Source organism: Prevotella sp. C0209C1 (assembly GCF_056583855.1).
The window spans coordinates 16,661-33,884 of sequence record NZ_JBWPJP010000003.1 but is presented as its reverse complement, the minus strand read 5'-3'; the positions used below and the strand labels follow the sequence as shown (position 1 = coordinate 33,884).

The following is a 17,224-nucleotide window of genomic DNA, read 5'->3' as shown; positions in this document are numbered from 1 at the left end:
TTCTTTTTATGAGTTTAATTTCTGATCTCGCCTTGATTCTTATAGTAGCAGCCTTTGTTACGATTATTTTTAAAAAACTTAATCAGCCGTTAGTGCTTGGTTATATAGTAGCAGGCTTTATAGTATCTCCTCATATGCCTTATACAATGAGCGTGATAGATAAGGCTAATATTCATACATGGGCAGATATAGGGGTTATCTTTTTATTATTTTCGCTTGGTTTAGAGTTTTCTATTAAGAAGATATTAAAGATGGGTGCATCTCCTATTATATCAAGTATGATAATAACCTTTTCAATGACCTTTTTAGGTTTTGTTGTTGGTCGTTTCTTTGGTTGGGAGCAGATGGACTGTATGTTTTTAGGTGGTATGATAGCAATAAGTTCTACTACTATTATATATAAAGCATTTACTGATATGGGATTGACGCAAACAAAGTTTGCTATAAATGTGATGAGTGTTATCATTTTGGAGGACATTCTTGCTGTTGTAATGATGGTGATGCTTAGTACAATTGCAGCTGGTAATAGTCTTAGTGGTAGTCAGATATTAGGTAGCTTGATAAAAATAGTATTCTTTCTTGTGTTGTGGTTTGTTATTGGACTTTTTGCTATTCCTTTAATATTACGTTCTGTGCGTAAGTATCTTAATAATGAGACGTTGCTTATAGTAGCTTTAGGTTTGTGTTGTTTAATGGCAGTATTGTCTACAGAGGTAGGTTTTAGTGCAGCTTTTGGTGCTTTTGTAATGGGTAGTATACTTTCAGAAACAGTGGAAGCTGAACGTATAGAACATTTAGTTGAGCCTGTTAAGAATCTTTTTGGTGCTATTTTCTTTGTTTCAGTGGGTATGTTAGTAGATCCTGTAATATTAGTGAAGTATGCTGTGCCTATTCTTTTGCTAACGCTAACAGTACTTTTGGGTAAGATTATATTTGGTACATTAGGATATTTTCTTAGTGGTCAACCCCTGAAGACATCTATGCGTTGTAGCTTTTCTATGGCTCAAGTGGGCGAGTTTGCTTTTATTATAGCCTCTTTGGGTTTATCTTTGGGTGTAATAGCAAAATTTCTTTACCCTGCAGTTGTTGCAGTATCGGTAATTACTACATTTCTTACTCCTTATATGATACGTGCAGGTGAGCCTGCTTATAATCTTCTTACTCGGATTCTTCCTAAGTATTGGGTACGTCGTTTAGAGCATATTCAGGCAGCTCCTACTTATAATCCTATAAATGAGCGTTATTGGCACCGTCTTGTAAAGTCGATGATTTCTAGTACTTTGATTTATAGTATATTGTCTATAGCTGTCATAGTGGTGATGTTTTCAGTGTTATTACCATATTTGCGTAATATATCTGTAGAGTGGTTTAATGTGGAGTGGGTAGGTAATACTGTTTGTGGTGTTGTTACATTAGCATTGATAAGTCCGTTTTTACGTTCTATTTTGATGAAAATAAATCATTCTGAAGAGTTTCGTATTTTATGGATTCGTAATCGTCTTAACCGTCTTTCTTTAATAGGTACTATGGTTATTCGAGGTTTTGTAGCAATGGGTTTTGTCTTTTATGTTATTAATTATTTATCTCGTTTTCGTACAGCTCTTATTATAGTAGTGGCATTAATAGTGCTGTTGCTTATAGTATTATCTCGCACATTAAAGGCTCGTAGTATATCTTTAGAACGTGTATTTGTGCAAAATCTTCGTAATCGTGATCTTCATGCACAGATACGGGGTGAGGCTAAGCCACAGTTTGCAAATGACCTTCTCGACCGTGATATACATATAGGAACTATAGAAGTGCCAGAAGGCTCATTGTGGGCAGGTAAGTCGTTAAGTAGTTTAGAGCTTAGAACTCGTTTTGGTGTACATATAAGTAGCATAATTCGTGGTAGTAGACGTATAAATATCCCTAATGGTAGTGTGCATATTTTTCCAAATGACAAAATAGAGGCTATTGGTGATGATGAGCAGTTAACGAAGTTTTCTTCGGCTATAGAGCATGATGTTATTGACTATGATATAGATATAGAGAAGCGTGAGATGAAACTTCGTCAGATAGTAATAGCGTCAGATAGTCCTTTTGTTGGTAAGAGCATTCAAGAAAGTGGTTTGCGCGATCGTTATAATTGTATGGTAGTAGGTATTGAGCAGGGACAACAAAAGCTCACTCTCATAAATCCTAACATACCTTTAGTATCAGGTGATGTTATATGGGTAGTAGGTGAGGAGAAAGATCTTAAAAACATAGGAGGGTAGTTAGATAAAAAAGAGATTGTTTTAATCTAAGTATTTTCGTTGTATTATTTATATATTATACCTTTATTAATATAGGTGGTATAGATGTTTATATGATAGAATATAGGGTGATGTTAGATATAACATCACCCTATATTTATGAAATGATAAGTTGTTATTTTTTTTACAAAAAAGAAAAGAGTTTAGAAATTGTTTTCTTGTAATTGGAAGAAGCTCTTTGGATGGTTGCAAGTAGGGCAGAACTCTGGAGCCTTCTTACCTATTACTATATGACCACAGTTACGGCATTGCCATATTGCATCTCCATCACGTGAGAATACTACTTGATCTTCGATATTCTTTAGTAGCTTACGGTAACGTTCCTCATGATGCTTTTCTACAGAACCTACGAGCTTAAACTTGGTAGCTATACCTTTAAACCCTTCTTCTATAGCGTCTTTAGCCATTTGGTCATACATATCTGTCCACTCATAGTTTTCACCATCTGCGGCATTTTCCAAATTGGTAGTTGTAGTGGGTATTACACCTCCATGTAAAATCTTAAACCATAGTTTAGCATGCTCTTTCTCGTTGATAGAAGTTTCTGTAAAGAAGCCTGCTATCTGCTCGTAACCTTCACTTTTAGCTTTTGAAGCGTAGTATAGATATTTAGTATGTGCTTGACTTTCACCAGAAAAAGCTGCCTGAAGATTAGCTTCAGTTTTAGTTCCTTTTAGCTTTTCAGAATCTATCATTTCCATTTTGTTTGCTTTAGCATGGCATACAGGGCATTCAGCCAATGGTTCCTCGCCCTCATACATGTACCCACATACGGTACAAATAAATACTTTTTTCATAATGTTTTTATTTCATAATGTTTTTATATAGCTTTTCCCTTTTTAGGGAAAAGAATAAGTTAGTATATTTCTTGTTTGTAGCAAGAGAATATGTCGTAACTTATCTTTATTAAAGCAGATGTTAACTGCTTAAAAGTGGTGCAAAGATAAATATTCTTTTTGTAATATTTTCTGAAAAAGGAAAAGAAAATAATCTTATGCGGTCTATTTTTACATTTTCTAAGTAGTAATGTTTTTTGTTTTCATTTAATGATTATGGTTTAGTAAATAGACAGCTTTGGTTTGTGTATAATAGTTGTGAATGCTATGGTATTGATTTGTTACAGTGTTTTCTTGTGTTTTGTTATTATGAGAAAAATCTTTATAGTTTTTCTTTTTATATTTATTAGTATAACGATAAAAAGCTGCCCCTTTTTATTATTTAAGGGACAGCTTTTTCTTGATTTATTAATTTATTATGATGTTTAAATTGTTTTCAACATTACATCATTCCACCCATACCAGGATTCATTGCTGGCATAGCTGGGGTCTCTTCTGGTTTATCTACGATAAGACATTCTGTAGTTAGGAACAATCCTGCGATAGAAGCGGCATTCTCTAATGCTACACGAGCAACTTTAGCAGGATCAATAACACCAGCTGCGCGAAGATCCTCGTATTGTTCTTTGCGAGCATTGTAACCAAAGTCGCCTTTACCCTGACGTACTTTGTCTACTACAACAGCACCTTCGCCACCTGCGTTGAATACAATCTGACGTAAAGGCTCTTCGATAGCACGGCATACGATGTTTATACCTGTTTGCTCATCACCGTTTTCACCTTTTAGATTTTCTAAAGCCTCTTGTGCACGAATGTATGTAGTACCTCCACCTACAACAACACCTTCTTCAGTAGCTGCACGAGTAGCACATAAAGCATCGTCTACGCGGTCTTTCTTTTCTTTCATTTCTACCTCAGAGTTAGCACCTACATATAACACTGCAACACCACCTGAAAGTTTAGCCAAACGTTCCTGCAATTTCTCTTTATCGTAAGAGCTTGTAGAGTTAGCTATCTCGGTCTTTATTTGTGCCACACGATCTGCTATAAGCTGCTTCTCGCCATCACCATCTACTATAGTAGTATAGTCTTTGCTAACGGTAACTCTCTTAGCATGACCAAGCATGTCTAAGGTTGTCTTGTCAAGGGTTAAGCCTTTCTCTTCGCTGATAACGACACTACCTGTTAACACTGCAATATCTTCGAGCATAGCCTTACGACGATCGCCGAAGCCAGGAGCCTTTACAGCACATATCTTCAAACCTGCACGAAGACGGTTTACAACAAGTGTTGTTAAAGCCTCAGAGTCGACATCTTCTGCTATTACCAATAATGGTCTACCACTTTCTGCAACAGGCTGGAGAATAGGAAGGAAGTCTTTTACAGAAGAAATCTTTTTATCGTAAAGCAAGATATAAGGATCTTCCATCTGACACTCCATCTTATCTGTATCGGTTACAAAATAGCCAGATAGATAACCGCGATCGAACTGCATACCTTCTACTACACCAATAGATGTTTCACGAGTTTTGCTTTCTTCTATTGTTATTACACCGTCTTTAGAAACTTTGCGCATAGCGTCAGCTAATAGCTTACCTATTTCAGGGTCATTATTAGCAGATACAGTAGCTACTTGCTCTATCTTGTCATAGTTATCACCTACTATCTCGGCACTATCTTTTATAAAATCTACAACCTTATTTACTGCCTTATCTATACCACGTTTTAAGTCCATAGGGTTGGCACCTGCTGCTACATTCTTTAAGCCCTCGTTAACTATAGCCTGTGCGAGAATGGTAGCTGTGGTAGTACCATCGCCAGCATCATCACCAGTTTTGCTTGCTACACTCTTAACAAGCTGTGCACCAGCGTTCTCAAAAGTATCTTCAAGCTCCACTTCCTTAGCTACAGTTACACCATCTTTAGTTATTTGAGGAGCACCAAACTTCTTGCCTATTACTACGTTTCTACCCTTAGGACCAAGGGTTACCTTTACTGCGTTAGCCAACTGGTCAACACCGCTCTTTAATAGCTCACGTGCGTCTTTGTCAAACTTAATATCTTTAGCCATTGTTTTTACTTACTTTATATTAAAAAAAAATGTTGTAATACTTTGCTTTCTTATTTTACTACTGCCAAAACATCGCTTTGGCGCATCATAAGATATTTCTCACCCTCACACTCTATCTCAGTGCCAGCATATTTGCCATATAACACCTCGTCATTAACCTTCAGAATCATTTCTTCATCTTTAGTGCCATTGCCCACTGCTATTACTTTGCCACGCTGTGGCTTTTCTTTAGCTGTATCAGGAATGATAATTCCACCTACTTTTTCTTCTGCTGGTGCAGGGAGTACCAATACTCTGTCTGCTAATGGTTTGATTGTCATAATTATTATATTTTTAAAAGTTTTAAATCTGTATTATCTTTTTTGGATAGCCCATATATAATATTAGGCTTTTCGCTATGATATATGCCAAAATCGTGCCAAAGGTAGGCTTCTGACATAAAATCATGCCAAGATGGCAGATAAAGATTTTACTTATTTCTTATTTTAAGAGGTGTGCATCTTTTGTTGTTATGCCTTGCGAAATAGGTGTAAAGAAGTTTTTTCCTTCAAAGCAACATATAAAAGCTAATATGTACACCAAAGAAAGGTGTAATATTAGCTAAACGTTTTTATCGTAAAACATATTATTTATAAGTGTAGATAACCTGTATCATAGTTTGCCCTACTGCTTTTAAGCTGTTTTTATCAATATGTTCTATAGTGTCGTATATGGTATGCCATGTCGGACCAAAAGAGCTTTGTTGGCAATCAGGATAGTATGGAATGACATCTATTGTAGGAATACCAGCTTTTTTATTTATAGGAATATGATCATCTGTAATCATTCCCCCCATATCATCAGGAAAAAAAGATTCATATCCTGCTTCTTTAGCGGCATTCCATACACGCTCAACAACGTCAGGAGCATACTGCATAGACATTCCTTCACGATAAAATTGTGCTCCCTCGCCACCTACCATATCTAAGAGAATACCAAATAGTGGTTTTGTTTTCTTATAGTAATTATCAGCAAAGTATTGTGCTCCTAAAGCCCAACTCTCTCCGGTATCTGTTACAGTATGTTCCCATGAGGGTACTCCCCAGTCTTCGGCATCGAAGCAAACGAAATCGATACCTATATTTAATGGTTGCTTTTTCTTGTTTAATATGCGAGATAGTTCTATCATAACAGCTACACCACTTGCACCATCGTTAGCTGCCATAACAGGTTTTTTATGGTTGGAAGAGTCGGGATCGTTGTCAGCCCAAGGACGAGAATCCCAGTGAGCACATATCAAAATACGTTTTTTTGCATTGGGATTATATTGTGCAATGATGTTAGTAGCCCTTAATATGGTACCGTCATAGCCTTTTAAGTTGGCTTTTTGCTCTTTTACAGTACAGCCATATTCTTTAAATTTTTTTACTATCCATGCTCTGCATTTTTCATGTGCGTCCGAGTTCATTACACGTTCGCCAAACTTGCATTGTGCAGCAATGAAGGTATAAGTTGAGTCTTCATTGAAATTAGGTCCTACAGGTTTAGCTGTAGATACATCTTTTTGCTCGTCATTATTAGATGATTTAGAATTATTCTTTCCTTTACAGCTTATGGTAGATGTAGCTATTATTATTAAAATAAGGGCAGAAAGAAGAAATGTTATATTTTTTTTCATGTTTATTCTGTTGTGTGAAATTCTAAAAAAAACTATTAAACTTGTTGCACTTGCGCCATAACACGAAGCCAATTTTTACCCCATATCTTTTCTATATCATGCTCATTATATTTGCGACGAAGTAAGTGAATGGTAAAATTAATCATCTCACTGGCATCAGCCATTCCTTTTATGGTGCCATCTCCATCGAAGTCGGTACCTATACCAACGTGGTCTATACCCATAATCTTTATGGCATGCTCAAGATGTTCTATGGCGTTAAGTATAGTGACTTGACCTTGTGTTTTTAAAAAACCATGATAAAGCGTGATGTGAGCTACACCTCCTTTTGCGGCAAGTGCTCTCATTTGGTCATCTGTAAGGTTACGAGGAACATCGCAAAGAGCTTTACTGTTAGAGTGGCTGCATACTATAGGCTTTTGGCTTATGTCTAAAGCGTCATAAAAACTCTTCTCGCCCCCATGACTAAGATCCACCATAATGCCATTTTTATTCATTTCTTGTATTACCTTTTCGCCAAAAAGGCTTATACCGCCATGAGTGTTTGAGCCACGTGCAGAGTCGCAAATGTCATTATCTCCGTTATGACAAAGGGTGATATATGATACTCCACGTTGTGCAAAATGTTTAACATTTTCGAGCTTCCCATCTATAGCAAGCCCGTTTTCAATGGCTAATATTATACTTTTTTTATTGTTATGTTTGTTTTCATAGAGGTCAGACGGTGTGCGTGCAATAGCTAAATATTTGCTATTTTGATGTACTATCTGTTCTATTTTGTCAAAAATAAAATTTGTATAGCTAAAAGGGGTGATAATGTTAAGTTGCTCTTTGAGATCAGGATTATATCGTTTTAGTCCTTCAATATCTATTTTTGAGGCAAACGATTCTCCTTTTTTAGGTTGTGGAAGATAAGCTACCATAGACACAGCATCTTGTCGTCCCTCGGTCATCTTGTGTAGGTCATAAAGTATGCGAGGGTCTCTTTTCTCAAAATGTACTCCTTGAGGGAAGAACATTGGTGTATCACAATGGGTGTCAAGGGTAAGAATGTGTTTATGTACTTGTTTAGCAGAACAAAATATACTTGCCTGTTTTACAAGCCACGAAAATAGCTTCCCTCCTTCTTCTCCCATCCATTCAGGATGCCATTGCACTCCTATTAAGGGCTTACATTCTACACTTTCTATAGCCTCTATAACTCCATCTGGAGCAAGTGCTGATACTTGAAAATGTTTACCAGGTGTTTTTACAGACTGATGGTGATATGAATTAACAAAAATTTTTTCCGTTTTATAGATAGAAGATAAAATAGTGTTTGGTATAACAGTTACGCTATGTGTAGGTTCTGCTTTATCTGCGTCTTGTGAATGTTTTATTTTTGCAGAATGAAAAGTAGCTACAGACTGGGTTTTCCCCATTTTTTCATTATCAGAACACGTGTCTTCTATATAGTTTTCATAAATATCCTGCTGTACTTTTCCACCTAAAGCTGTTACCATAGTCTGAATACCACGACAAATGCCCATTATAGGTATTTGCCTGTTGAAAGCGAGATGGGTAATCATTAGTTCGGCTAAATCGCGTTTAGCATTAATGTTATGTAAATGTGGTGATGGCTCTTCACCCTCCCAAAGCGGATTAATATCACCGCCACCAGTAAGTAACAAACCATCTATCTTTTCCAAACTATTTAGTATTACATCTTTATCAGCGATGGGAGGTAGCAACATAGGTACACCTCCTGCTTTTACTATTTGTTCATAATATACCTCTCTCAATGTGGCATCTGTGTCAGTATGATTGGTTGTTATACCTATTATAGGCATGTTCTTATATTCTGGAAACCTATCATATACCTCTTGAAGATGAGCTTGTAGATTATAATCCATTCTGTTTTCTTTTCTCCTTTCTGTTTTTTCTTATATTTTTGATTATTCTTCTTCGTTAGAATTGTTTACAACAGGCACTTCCCTCTTTATGCTTTGTTCGAGAGAAATAAGCGTTTCTGTTGATACCACACCCGGTATACTTTGCATTTTGTTATTCAGCAAATCCATCAATTGCTCATTGTCCTTAGCATATAGTTTTACAAGCATGGTGTAAGGACCTGTAGTAAAATGACACTCTACTACTTCGGGTATGTTATTTAGCCGAGCTACTACCTCTTTATACATAGAACCGCGTTCAAGGTCTAACCCTACATAAGTGCAAGTGGAATAACCTAAACTTTTCGGATTTATATAATAACCACTACCCGTAATAACACCTTTTTCTACTAAATGTTGTACACGTTGATGTATAGCAGCACGCGAAACTTCACATTTTGCAGCCACGTCTTTAAAAGGCATACGAGCATTTTGTGATAGAATACTCAGGATCTTTTTATCTAATTTGTCTATTTTTCCCATTTTTTGTTTTGTATTAAACAATAGAGAATTATGTGTTAGTTATAATATATATTTTTATGTAGCACCTACACGGTTGTGAACATATCCTTATTGATAGAAAGCTATTCACATAGCATAGATCCTAATAGAATAAACAAAAGTAAATAATCTATTTTTATTAGCAAACAATATGTTATAAAAAATGCGCCCAATAGGCGCATTTTTTTATTTAAAGTGCTTTTTTAAATATATCTCGAAACTCTTTTATTTTTGCTTCTTTGTAGCTTTCTTAATAACTTTCTTTGCAGGTTCAGCCTTTTCTTCAGCTTTATTCTCAATACCTTTTAGTTCCATAGTAAATATTAAAGCAGAGTAGGGAGCTATCTTCTCGCCTGCTCCACGCGCACCATAAGCCAAGTCTTGAGGCACGAAAATAGTCCACTTAGAGCCTACGGGCATCATACAAAGAGCTTCTGTCCAGCCTTTTATAAGACCGCTAACACCAAAGACGTCATAGTCTTTACCATGTAGAGAAGTGGCGTCAAACACTTTTCCATCTATAGTCTTCCCCTCGTATACTACTCTTACTTGGCTATCCTTGGTAGGTATGGGGCCTGTTCCTTTTTGTAATATTATATATTGTAGCCCTGTAGCTGTGGTGATAACACCATCTTTCTTTGCATTCTCTGATAAGAAACGTTCGCCAGCTTCTTTGTTAGCCTTGTCCCTACTTTCTCGTAAAGCTATGCGTTTTGCTTCAAAATATTTTTCTGCTTTAGCTTGAGTAAACACACTGCTATCTTTTTCTAATGCTGCAACAAACCCTGCAAATAGCTTATCATCGTCTATATTAACCCCTGTTTCTTTAAATTGAGACTTTATATTAGGCAATATTTGTTTCTGTATTTGCTCTGCAATAGCAAAACCTGCCATGTAAGCTAAAAAGGCTTTATCAGAACGACGATTAAAAGCCTCTTTAAGACCACGAAGGAAATAGACCTTATTAGCTTCTTCTATACCGTATTTTTGTGATAAATATTGGTCTAAACCTCCTGTAACAGCTGCGCCAGTTGCATAGCTTAATGTATCAGAAGGGGTAGTTAATATTATCTTATCAGCTACCTTTTGCTCTACTTTTACCCTTTCCTTGTTTTTCTTTCTTTGAGCACTTATACTTGAGAATGCTCCACTAATCATAATGATGACTACTAAAGTTAAAATTTTCTTCATGTTTTCTTTTATTTATAATAATACTTGTTTATTACAATAAGGTCGATTCCTTAGAATCGACCTTACCGCACCATTAGTATATATATAATAGCTTATTTCTGTACAGGAGAAGTTGCAGAAGGAGCTTTCTCTATAGATACAAGCTCTATTGTAAATATCAATGTAGAGAAAGGCTTTATCTGAGGACCTGCTTGTCTTGCACCATAACCTGCTGAGGCTGGTATGGTTATTTCCCATTTAGACCCTACTGGCATCTTTGTCAAAGCCTCTGTAAAGCCAGGTATAACCCCGCTTACAGGCATGGTAGCTCCGTCGCGCTGGTCGAAAACCTTACCATCTATAGTTTTACCAACGTAGTTTATTTTTACAATATCAGAAGTCTTAGGTGTTACTCCTGTGCCTTTCTTTATCTCAAGCACCTGAACACCTTGACCTAATGTCTTAATACCTGCTTTCTTAGCATTTTTTATAAGGTAAGTCTCATTCTGCTTTTTGTAAGCACCATATGTCTTTTCTGCGCTCTTTTCCTGAATAGCAGCAGCTACAGTTTGTTCTATCTTGCGAGCTTGCTGCACTGTTATCTTCTGACCCTTACCCTTTGCAGATGCAGCAAAGCCTGCTATGAAATTGTTTATAGATATGCTCTGTGTAGAGTCTTCTCCAAAGATTTGCTTATTAATCTGCTGCTTAATCATCTGACTAATTTGCTGACCAATACCTATACCTGCATTATAAGCCGATTTCTTTTTGTCATCTGCACTCTTAGTAGCATCGTTTAGACCCTTAACAAACTCGTCAATATAAGCAGTATCTATCTTCATAGAAGCAAGATATTGCTTGACGTTCTGACCTTGGTCGATACCGATAGCATAACTTAACGAGTCTACGTCCGATTTTAATTCTGCTTTTGGATTAGAGTTTCCACAAGAAGTGAAAACTGTTGCTGCTATAATAGCGGCAGCAGCGAATGTGATTTTTTTCATTTCGTTATTATTATTTTATATTTTCTCTTTTTTTATTTTACAGCAACAAGCTCTACTATGAATATTAACGCTGCACATGGAGGTATAGAACCACCTGCACCACGCTCGCCATAAGCTAGTGTGTAAGGAATGAAGAAACGATACTTAGCTCCTTCTTTCATTAGCTGTACACCTTCTGTCCAGCCTTTTATAACCTGATTAAGCCCAAAAGTAGCAGTTTGGTTACGATCGTAAGAACTATCAAACTTTGTACCGTCTATGAGTGTGCCTTCATAATGACACTCTACTGTAGATGTTGCAGAAGGCTGCTTGCCTGTGCCTTCACGTAATATCTCATACTGAAGACCAGAAGGTAACACTTTTACACCCTCTTTCTTTGCATTCTCTGCTAAAAACTTTTCACCCTCTTCCTTGAAAGCTTTACCAGCCTCAGCCATTGCTGCAGCTTGCCTAGATTCCTTTTCTTGAAAGAATTTTTGCAATAGTTGCTGGGCTTCGCCCTGCTCCATCTTTAGTGATGTGCCAGAAAGAATATCCTTTATTGCTTGTGCAAAATCGTCAATATTTAGCTCTTTAGCACCCATTTCTGACAACTGGGTTCCGATACCAATGCCTAAGGCATAGCTTAATTTGTCCATCTAATTTGTTTTGTGTGTTAATTATAATTAGCTGCAAAGATAATATTTTTGCTACAATGAATAGCATTTCAGCTAATTAAAATTACTAAATTTGTATAGATTTATATTTTAGCTTAAAGTGTTACTATACTTTTTTAAGGAGATAAATAATAAATATTTGATCTTTTATCTGTTTACATGGCGACTTTTAATGATATGAAAATAAGACGCGAGCAGCAAAAATAATCTATTTTTAATATAAAAATAAATTAAAAATCGCTCAAAAATAAATTATTTTTCATAGTAACAACTTATCTTTCTTTGTAAAAAGTGTTATCTTTAGTCTTTCTTTATATTACTTTTACACGTTAAAATGGTGGTGAGATGGAAAAAGATATTAAAGCCTTGTAAAGCCTGAAAGAAAAGTGTATTTAAAAATGTTGATACGTGTGTTATTAATAGATTATTGATTACTATAAACTTTTCGATGTTGTTAATTAACGTGAGTTCGACGAATTATAAGTGTCTATAAATTTGGTGATTAGCGAAAATTGTTGTAACTTTATGATATTGATTTACAAATAATTACAAACAAAAATCGCTATGATCACCGAAGACAAAGTTACTGAAATATTTTGTATGGCAGATAATTTCTGCAAGTTTTTTGATGCAATGACTGCAAAATATACGCTAAAACCTATAGGAAAAAGGAAATATCATCGAAATTCTACAATGTCAAAGGCAGAAGTTATGCTGATAATGATCCTTTTCCACGATTCTGGTTATCGTTGCTTCAAACATTTCTATCTTGAAAAAGTATGCAAGCAGCTTCGCCATCTATTTCCAAAAGTTGTTTCTTATAACCGTATAGTAGAGTTGGAAAGGGATGTAGCCGTACCCTTAACCTTGTTTATCAAGAAGGTCCTGCTGGGCAAATGCACGGGTATAAGCTTCGTTGACAGCACACCACTGCGTGTCTGCAAAAACCAAAGAATACATATTCACAAAGTTTTCAAAGGCATAGCTCAAAGAGGAAGATGCTCTATGGGTTGGTTCTTCGGTTTCAAATTACATTTGATTTGCAATGAGAAAGGAGAGCTTCTCAATTTTATGATAACTCCGGGAGATGTTGATGACCGTAAGCCTTTGGAGTACAAAGCATTCATAGATTTTATATATGGTAAGCTGGTCGGTGATAAGGGATACATAGGCAAGAACCTCTTTCAAAGGCTATTCGTTGACGGAATACAGCTTATTACCAAATTGAAAAGTAACATGAAAGGAGCTTTAATGAGTGTTTCAGACAGACTTTTACTCAGAAAAAGAGCCATTATAGAAACGGTAAACGACGAGCTTAAGAACATTGCACAAGTGGAACACTCCAGACATAGATGCTTTGACAATTTCATCGTCAACTTATTAGGAGCTATTGCTGCTTATTGTCTGTTTCCAAAGAAGCCGTGTATAAATGTACAAAGGACTATTGATACACAGCTTGCTCTGTTCTGAATTCATCGAACTCACGTTAATTATATAAAAGAATAGTAGGAACTTTTATAAAGTAGATTTTTTTTAGAGTATTAAGTTTGGTGCATGGTAAATGTAGTAACCTATATATATTATAATAAGGTGGAAATTAAAACAATGTAAATAAACAAATAAAAGTTATTTATTGTTAATTATAAGTTTTCCTAAAATATTACTTATTAAAGGTAGGCGTCTATTAGAAATAAAGTTTGTACCTTTGCACTCTGAAATGGCGTAATGTTCTTTTTTAATCTAAAGAGTAACGTTTTAATAGTCATAACAAGCTGATAATAAATAAAATAAATATATAAATAAAAATTAAAATTATGCCTACTATTTCACAGTTAGTAAGAAAGGGCAGAAAGGATATCGTAGATAAGAGCAAGTCGCCTGCTTTGGATAATTGTCCTCAGCGTCGTGGTGTTTGTGTTCGTGTCTATACGACTACTCCTAAGAAGCCTAATTCAGCAATGCGTAAGGTTGCTCGTGTGCGTTTAACAAATCAAAAGGAGGTTAACTCATACATTCCTGGAGAGGGGCACAACTTGCAAGAGCACTCTATCGTTCTTGTTCGTGGTGGTCGTGTAAAAGATCTCCCAGGTGTTCGTTATCATATTGTTCGTGGTACACTTGATACCGCAGGTGTAGCTAATCGTACACAGCGTCGTTCTAAGTATGGAGCTAAGCGTCCAAAAGCTGCTAAAAAGTAATTTTTAGTATTTAAAATCTTAAAGCTAAGAGCTGATAAAAGTCGGAGATGACTGATAGCTTGGTGCTTAAAATAAAAGAAATATAGTTAAGATAGTTTTGCTGGAGAATTGTTAATAACAAGGTTGAGTAAATGTTCTGGAGAGAACGTTGAAGAACGAAAATATTACGACAGCCTCCGCAGAATATAAAATTTTAAAAAAGAAAATGAGAAAAGCAAAACCAAAGAAGCGTATAATCCTTCCTGATCCAAAGTTTAATGATCAAAAGGTTTCTAAGTTTGTGAACCACTTAATGTATGATGGTAAGAAGAATACCTCTTACGAAATTTTTTACGATGCTCTTGATATAGTTGCCGGTAAGGTTAAAGACGAAGAGAAGTCGGCTCTTGAGATATGGAAGCAAGCTCTTGATAACATTACTCCACAAGTAGAGGTAAAGAGTCGCCGTGTAGGTGGTGCTACATTCCAAGTTCCTACCGAGATTCGTCCTGATCGTAAGGAGAGTGTATCTATGAAGAATATGATCCTTTTTGCACGTAAGCGTGGCGGAAAGAGTATGGCAGAGAAGCTTGCAGCTGAAATTGTTGATGCTTTCAATAATCAAGGCGGTGCTTATAAACGTAAGGAAGATATGCATCGTATGGCAGAAGCTAACCGTGCGTTTGCTCATTTTAGATTTTAATCGAGTACTGATATTATAAAATAGGTAAAATAAAAAAATGGCTAATCGCGATTTACATTTAACTCGTAACATTGGCATCATGGCTCACATTGATGCTGGTAAGACGACTACTTCTGAACGTATCCTTTTCTATACAGGTAAAACTCATAAAATAGGTGAGGTGCATGATGGCGCTGCTACTATGGACTGGATGGCTCAGGAGCAAGAGCGTGGTATTACTATTACTTCTGCTGCTACAACCTGTAATTGGAATTATTTAGGTAATTCTTATAAGATCAACTTGATAGATACTCCGGGACACGTCGATTTTACTGCTGAGGTAGAACGTTCTCTACGTGTTCTTGATGGTGCTGTCGCTACTTATTCTGCTGCAGATGGTGTTCAGCCACAGTCAGAAACAGTATGGCGTCAGGCTGATAAATATAATGTACCACGTATAGGTTACGTTAACAAAATGGACCGTTCTGGTGCAGATTTCTTTGAGACAGTGGCTCAGATGAAAGATATTTTAGGTGCAAACCCTATAGCTATTCAGATTCCTATTGGTGCTGAAGAGAACTTTAAAGGTGTAGTAGACCTTATTAAAATGAAGGCTATCTTATGGCACGATGAAACTATGGGAGCAGAATATGATATAGAAGATATTCCTGCTGAGCTTGCTGATGAAGCTGCTGAATGGCGTGATAAATTGTTAGAGGGTGCAGCTAACTTTGATGATGAGTTGATGGAACTTTATCTAGAAGGTAAAGATATTCCTGAAGATAAAATTATCGCAGCTATTCGTAAAGGCTGTATAGCTATGGAATGTTGCCCTATGTTGCTTGGGTCTTCTTATAAGAATAAGGGTGTTCAGCCTTTACTTGACTATGTTTGTGCTTTCTTACCTTCTCCGTTAGATACTGTAGTCATAACAGGTACTAACCCTGATACTGAAGAGGAAGAAGAGCGCAAGGCAAGTGAATCTGAACCTACTGCAGCACTTGCATTCAAAATTGCTACCGACCCATTTATGGGGCGTTTAGTGTTCTTCCGCGTTTATTCTGGTAAGGTAGAAGCAGGCTCGTATGTTTATAACCCACGATCAGGGAAAAAAGAGCGTATAAGCCGTTTGTTCCAGATGAATTCTAACAAGGAAATACCTATGGATTCTATTGATGCTGGAGATATTGGTGCTGGTGTAGGCTTTAAAGATATTCGTACAGGTGATACTCTTTGTGATGAGAATGCACCTATAGTACTCGAATCTATGACTTTCCCTGATACTGTAATATCTATAGCTGTAGAACCAAAGAGCCAGGCAGATGTAGCTAAGCTTGATAATGGTCTTGCTAAACTTGCAGAAGAAGATCCTACATTTACAGTTCGTACTGATGAACAGAGTGGTCAGACTATTATATCAGGAATGGGTGAGCTTCATTTGGATATTATTATAGACCGTTTGAAGCGTGAGTTTAAGGTGGAGTGTAATCAAGGCAAGCCACAAGTAAACTACAAGGAGGCTATTACAAAGGCTGCACAGAGTCGCGAAACTTATAAGAAGCAGTCTGGAGGTCGTGGTAAGTTTGCTTGTATCGATGTTACTATAGAGCCTAAGGATGAAGACTTTGAGGGCGATTTACAGTTTATCAACGTTGTTAAAGGTGGTAATGTTCCTAAGGAGTTTATCCCTTCTGTAGAAAAAGGATTCAGAGATTGCCTATCAAATGGTGTTCTTGGTGGATTCCCTCTTACAGGGCTTAAGGTTACTCTAACCGATGGTTCTTTCCACCCTGTAGACTCTGACCAGTTATCTTTTGAGCTTGTTGCTCATCAAGCATTTAAAGTATTAGCACCTAAAGCAGGACCTGTGCTGATGGAACCTATAATGAAGGTAGAAGTTGTTACTCCTGAAGAAAACATGGGAGATGTTATAGGCGACTTGAACAAGCGTAGAGGTTTAGTACAAGGTATGGAAGAAGCTCGTAGCGGTGCTCGTATTGTTAAAGCTATGGTTCCATTGTCAGAGATGTTTGGTTATGTAACAGCTTTACGTACTATAACTTCAGGTCGTGCTACCTCTTCTATGGAGTATGATCACCATTCTCCTGTTTCGGCTAATCTTGCTAAAGAAATCTTAGATGAGCTGAAAGGTAATTCAGATTTAGTGAAATAAACAATAAGTTATCCCCCTATAGCGAATGACTCTTATAGGGGGCATACTAATGTTCAGATATAAAAATAAAAT

14 protein-coding genes are annotated in these 17,224 nt (G+C 36.5%); 5 read left to right on the top strand and 9 right to left on the bottom strand.

Annotation, left to right across the window (positions count from 1 at the left end; translation table 11 throughout):
* The first annotated feature begins 8 nt into the window (after positions 1–8).
* Positions 9–2,258: a cation:proton antiporter domain-containing protein gene (locus tag AC1DCD_RS01220; protein WP_464639410.1), complete on the top strand. Its 2,250-nt coding sequence runs from the start codon at positions 9–11 to the stop codon at positions 2,256–2,258.
* Between the two features lie 182 nt (positions 2,259–2,440).
* Here the strand turns inward: AC1DCD_RS01220 and rbr are convergent, their stop codons facing one another.
* The 9 genes from rbr to AC1DCD_RS01175 form a co-directional block, all read right to left on the bottom strand.
* Entirely contained in the window at positions 2,441–3,094 is a 654-nt protein-coding gene (rbr, locus tag AC1DCD_RS01215; protein WP_008448005.1) for a rubrerythrin, read from the bottom strand.
* Positions 3,095–3,575: 481 nt separating this feature from the next.
* On the bottom strand, positions 3,576–5,204 hold the full coding sequence (gene groL, locus AC1DCD_RS01210) for a chaperonin GroEL (protein WP_353585514.1): 1,629 nt from the start codon (positions 5,202–5,204) through the stop codon (positions 3,576–3,578).
* A gap of 50 nt (positions 5,205–5,254) precedes the next feature.
* A complete protein-coding gene (locus tag AC1DCD_RS01205) occupies positions 5,255–5,524 on the bottom strand; it encodes a co-chaperone GroES (protein ID WP_008447979.1) in 270 nt (89 codons plus the stop codon).
* Positions 5,525–5,829: 305 nt separating this feature from the next.
* Positions 5,830–6,861 (bottom strand): M28 family peptidase, encoded by a 1,032-nt coding sequence (locus tag AC1DCD_RS01200; RefSeq protein WP_464639407.1) that lies wholly within the window; start codon positions 6,859–6,861, stop codon positions 5,830–5,832.
* Positions 6,862–6,896: 35 nt separating this feature from the next.
* Positions 6,897–8,753, bottom strand: coding sequence for a membrane dipeptidase (locus tag AC1DCD_RS01195; protein ID WP_464639405.1), 1,857 nt, complete (start codon positions 8,751–8,753; stop codon positions 6,897–6,899).
* Between the two features lie 42 nt (positions 8,754–8,795).
* Positions 8,796–9,272: an Lrp/AsnC family transcriptional regulator gene (locus AC1DCD_RS01190; RefSeq protein ID WP_019035872.1), complete on the bottom strand. Its 477-nt coding sequence runs from the start codon at positions 9,270–9,272 to the stop codon at positions 8,796–8,798.
* A 243-nt stretch (positions 9,273–9,515) separates the two neighbouring features.
* Positions 9,516–10,481: an FKBP-type peptidyl-prolyl cis-trans isomerase gene (locus AC1DCD_RS01185; RefSeq protein ID WP_464639403.1), complete on the bottom strand. Its 966-nt coding sequence runs from the start codon at positions 10,479–10,481 to the stop codon at positions 9,516–9,518.
* Positions 10,482–10,573: 92 nt separating this feature from the next.
* Positions 10,574–11,464, bottom strand: coding sequence for an FKBP-type peptidyl-prolyl cis-trans isomerase (locus AC1DCD_RS01180; RefSeq protein WP_464639401.1), 891 nt, complete (start codon positions 11,462–11,464; stop codon positions 10,574–10,576).
* Between the two features lie 32 nt (positions 11,465–11,496).
* A complete protein-coding gene (locus AC1DCD_RS01175; RefSeq protein ID WP_464639399.1) occupies positions 11,497–12,102 on the bottom strand; it encodes an FKBP-type peptidyl-prolyl cis-trans isomerase in 606 nt (201 codons plus the stop codon).
* Positions 12,103–12,684: 582 nt separating this feature from the next.
* Between AC1DCD_RS01175 and AC1DCD_RS01170 the strand changes: the two genes are divergently transcribed.
* The 4 genes from AC1DCD_RS01170 to fusA all read left to right on the top strand — a co-directional run bounded on the left by AC1DCD_RS01170 (position 12,685) and on the right by fusA (position 17,152).
* Entirely contained in the window at positions 12,685–13,590 is a 906-nt protein-coding gene (locus tag AC1DCD_RS01170; RefSeq protein ID WP_464639397.1) for an IS982 family transposase, read from the top strand.
* A gap of 344 nt (positions 13,591–13,934) precedes the next feature.
* Complete coding sequence (rpsL, locus tag AC1DCD_RS01165; RefSeq protein ID WP_004335835.1) at positions 13,935–14,318, top strand: 30S ribosomal protein S12; 384 nt, start codon at positions 13,935–13,937, stop codon at positions 14,316–14,318.
* A gap of 205 nt (positions 14,319–14,523) precedes the next feature.
* Positions 14,524–15,000, top strand: a complete 477-nt coding sequence (gene rpsG, locus AC1DCD_RS01160; RefSeq protein ID WP_008448289.1) for a 30S ribosomal protein S7 — start codon at positions 14,524–14,526, stop codon at positions 14,998–15,000.
* A gap of 37 nt (positions 15,001–15,037) precedes the next feature.
* A complete protein-coding gene (fusA, locus tag AC1DCD_RS01155) occupies positions 15,038–17,152 on the top strand; it encodes an elongation factor G (RefSeq protein WP_008448272.1) in 2,115 nt (704 codons plus the stop codon).
* Positions 17,153–17,224 lie beyond the last annotated feature (72 nt).

Excerpts from the sequence above, each read along its gene's own strand:
- AC1DCD_RS01220 (WP_464639410.1), top strand. The coding sequence starts at position 9 with ATGAGTTTAATTTCTGATCTCGCCTTGATTCTTATAGTAGCAGCCTTT.
- rbr (WP_008448005.1), bottom strand. The coding sequence starts at position 3,094 with ATGAAAAAAGTATTTATTTGTACCGTATGTGGGTACATGTATGAGGGC.
- groL (WP_353585514.1), bottom strand. The coding sequence starts at position 5,204 with ATGGCTAAAGATATTAAGTTTGACAAAGACGCACGTGAGCTATTAAAG.
- AC1DCD_RS01205 (WP_008447979.1), bottom strand. The coding sequence starts at position 5,524 with ATGACAATCAAACCATTAGCAGACAGAGTATTGGTACTCCCTGCACCA.
- AC1DCD_RS01200 (WP_464639407.1), bottom strand. The coding sequence starts at position 6,861 with ATGAAAAAAAATATAACATTTCTTCTTTCTGCCCTTATTTTAATAATA.
- AC1DCD_RS01195 (WP_464639405.1), bottom strand. The coding sequence starts at position 8,753 with ATGGATTATAATCTACAAGCTCATCTTCAAGAGGTATATGATAGGTTT.
- AC1DCD_RS01190 (WP_019035872.1), bottom strand. The coding sequence starts at position 9,272 with ATGGGAAAAATAGACAAATTAGATAAAAAGATCCTGAGTATTCTATCA.
- AC1DCD_RS01185 (WP_464639403.1), bottom strand. The coding sequence starts at position 10,481 with ATGAAGAAAATTTTAACTTTAGTAGTCATCATTATGATTAGTGGAGCA.
- AC1DCD_RS01180 (WP_464639401.1), bottom strand. The coding sequence starts at position 11,464 with ATGAAAAAAATCACATTCGCTGCTGCCGCTATTATAGCAGCAACAGTT.
- AC1DCD_RS01175 (WP_464639399.1), bottom strand. The coding sequence starts at position 12,102 with ATGGACAAATTAAGCTATGCCTTAGGCATTGGTATCGGAACCCAGTTG.
- AC1DCD_RS01170 (WP_464639397.1), top strand. The coding sequence starts at position 12,685 with ATGATCACCGAAGACAAAGTTACTGAAATATTTTGTATGGCAGATAAT.
- rpsL (WP_004335835.1), top strand. The coding sequence starts at position 13,935 with ATGCCTACTATTTCACAGTTAGTAAGAAAGGGCAGAAAGGATATCGTA.
- rpsG (WP_008448289.1), top strand. The coding sequence starts at position 14,524 with ATGAGAAAAGCAAAACCAAAGAAGCGTATAATCCTTCCTGATCCAAAG.
- fusA (WP_008448272.1), top strand. The coding sequence starts at position 15,038 with ATGGCTAATCGCGATTTACATTTAACTCGTAACATTGGCATCATGGCT.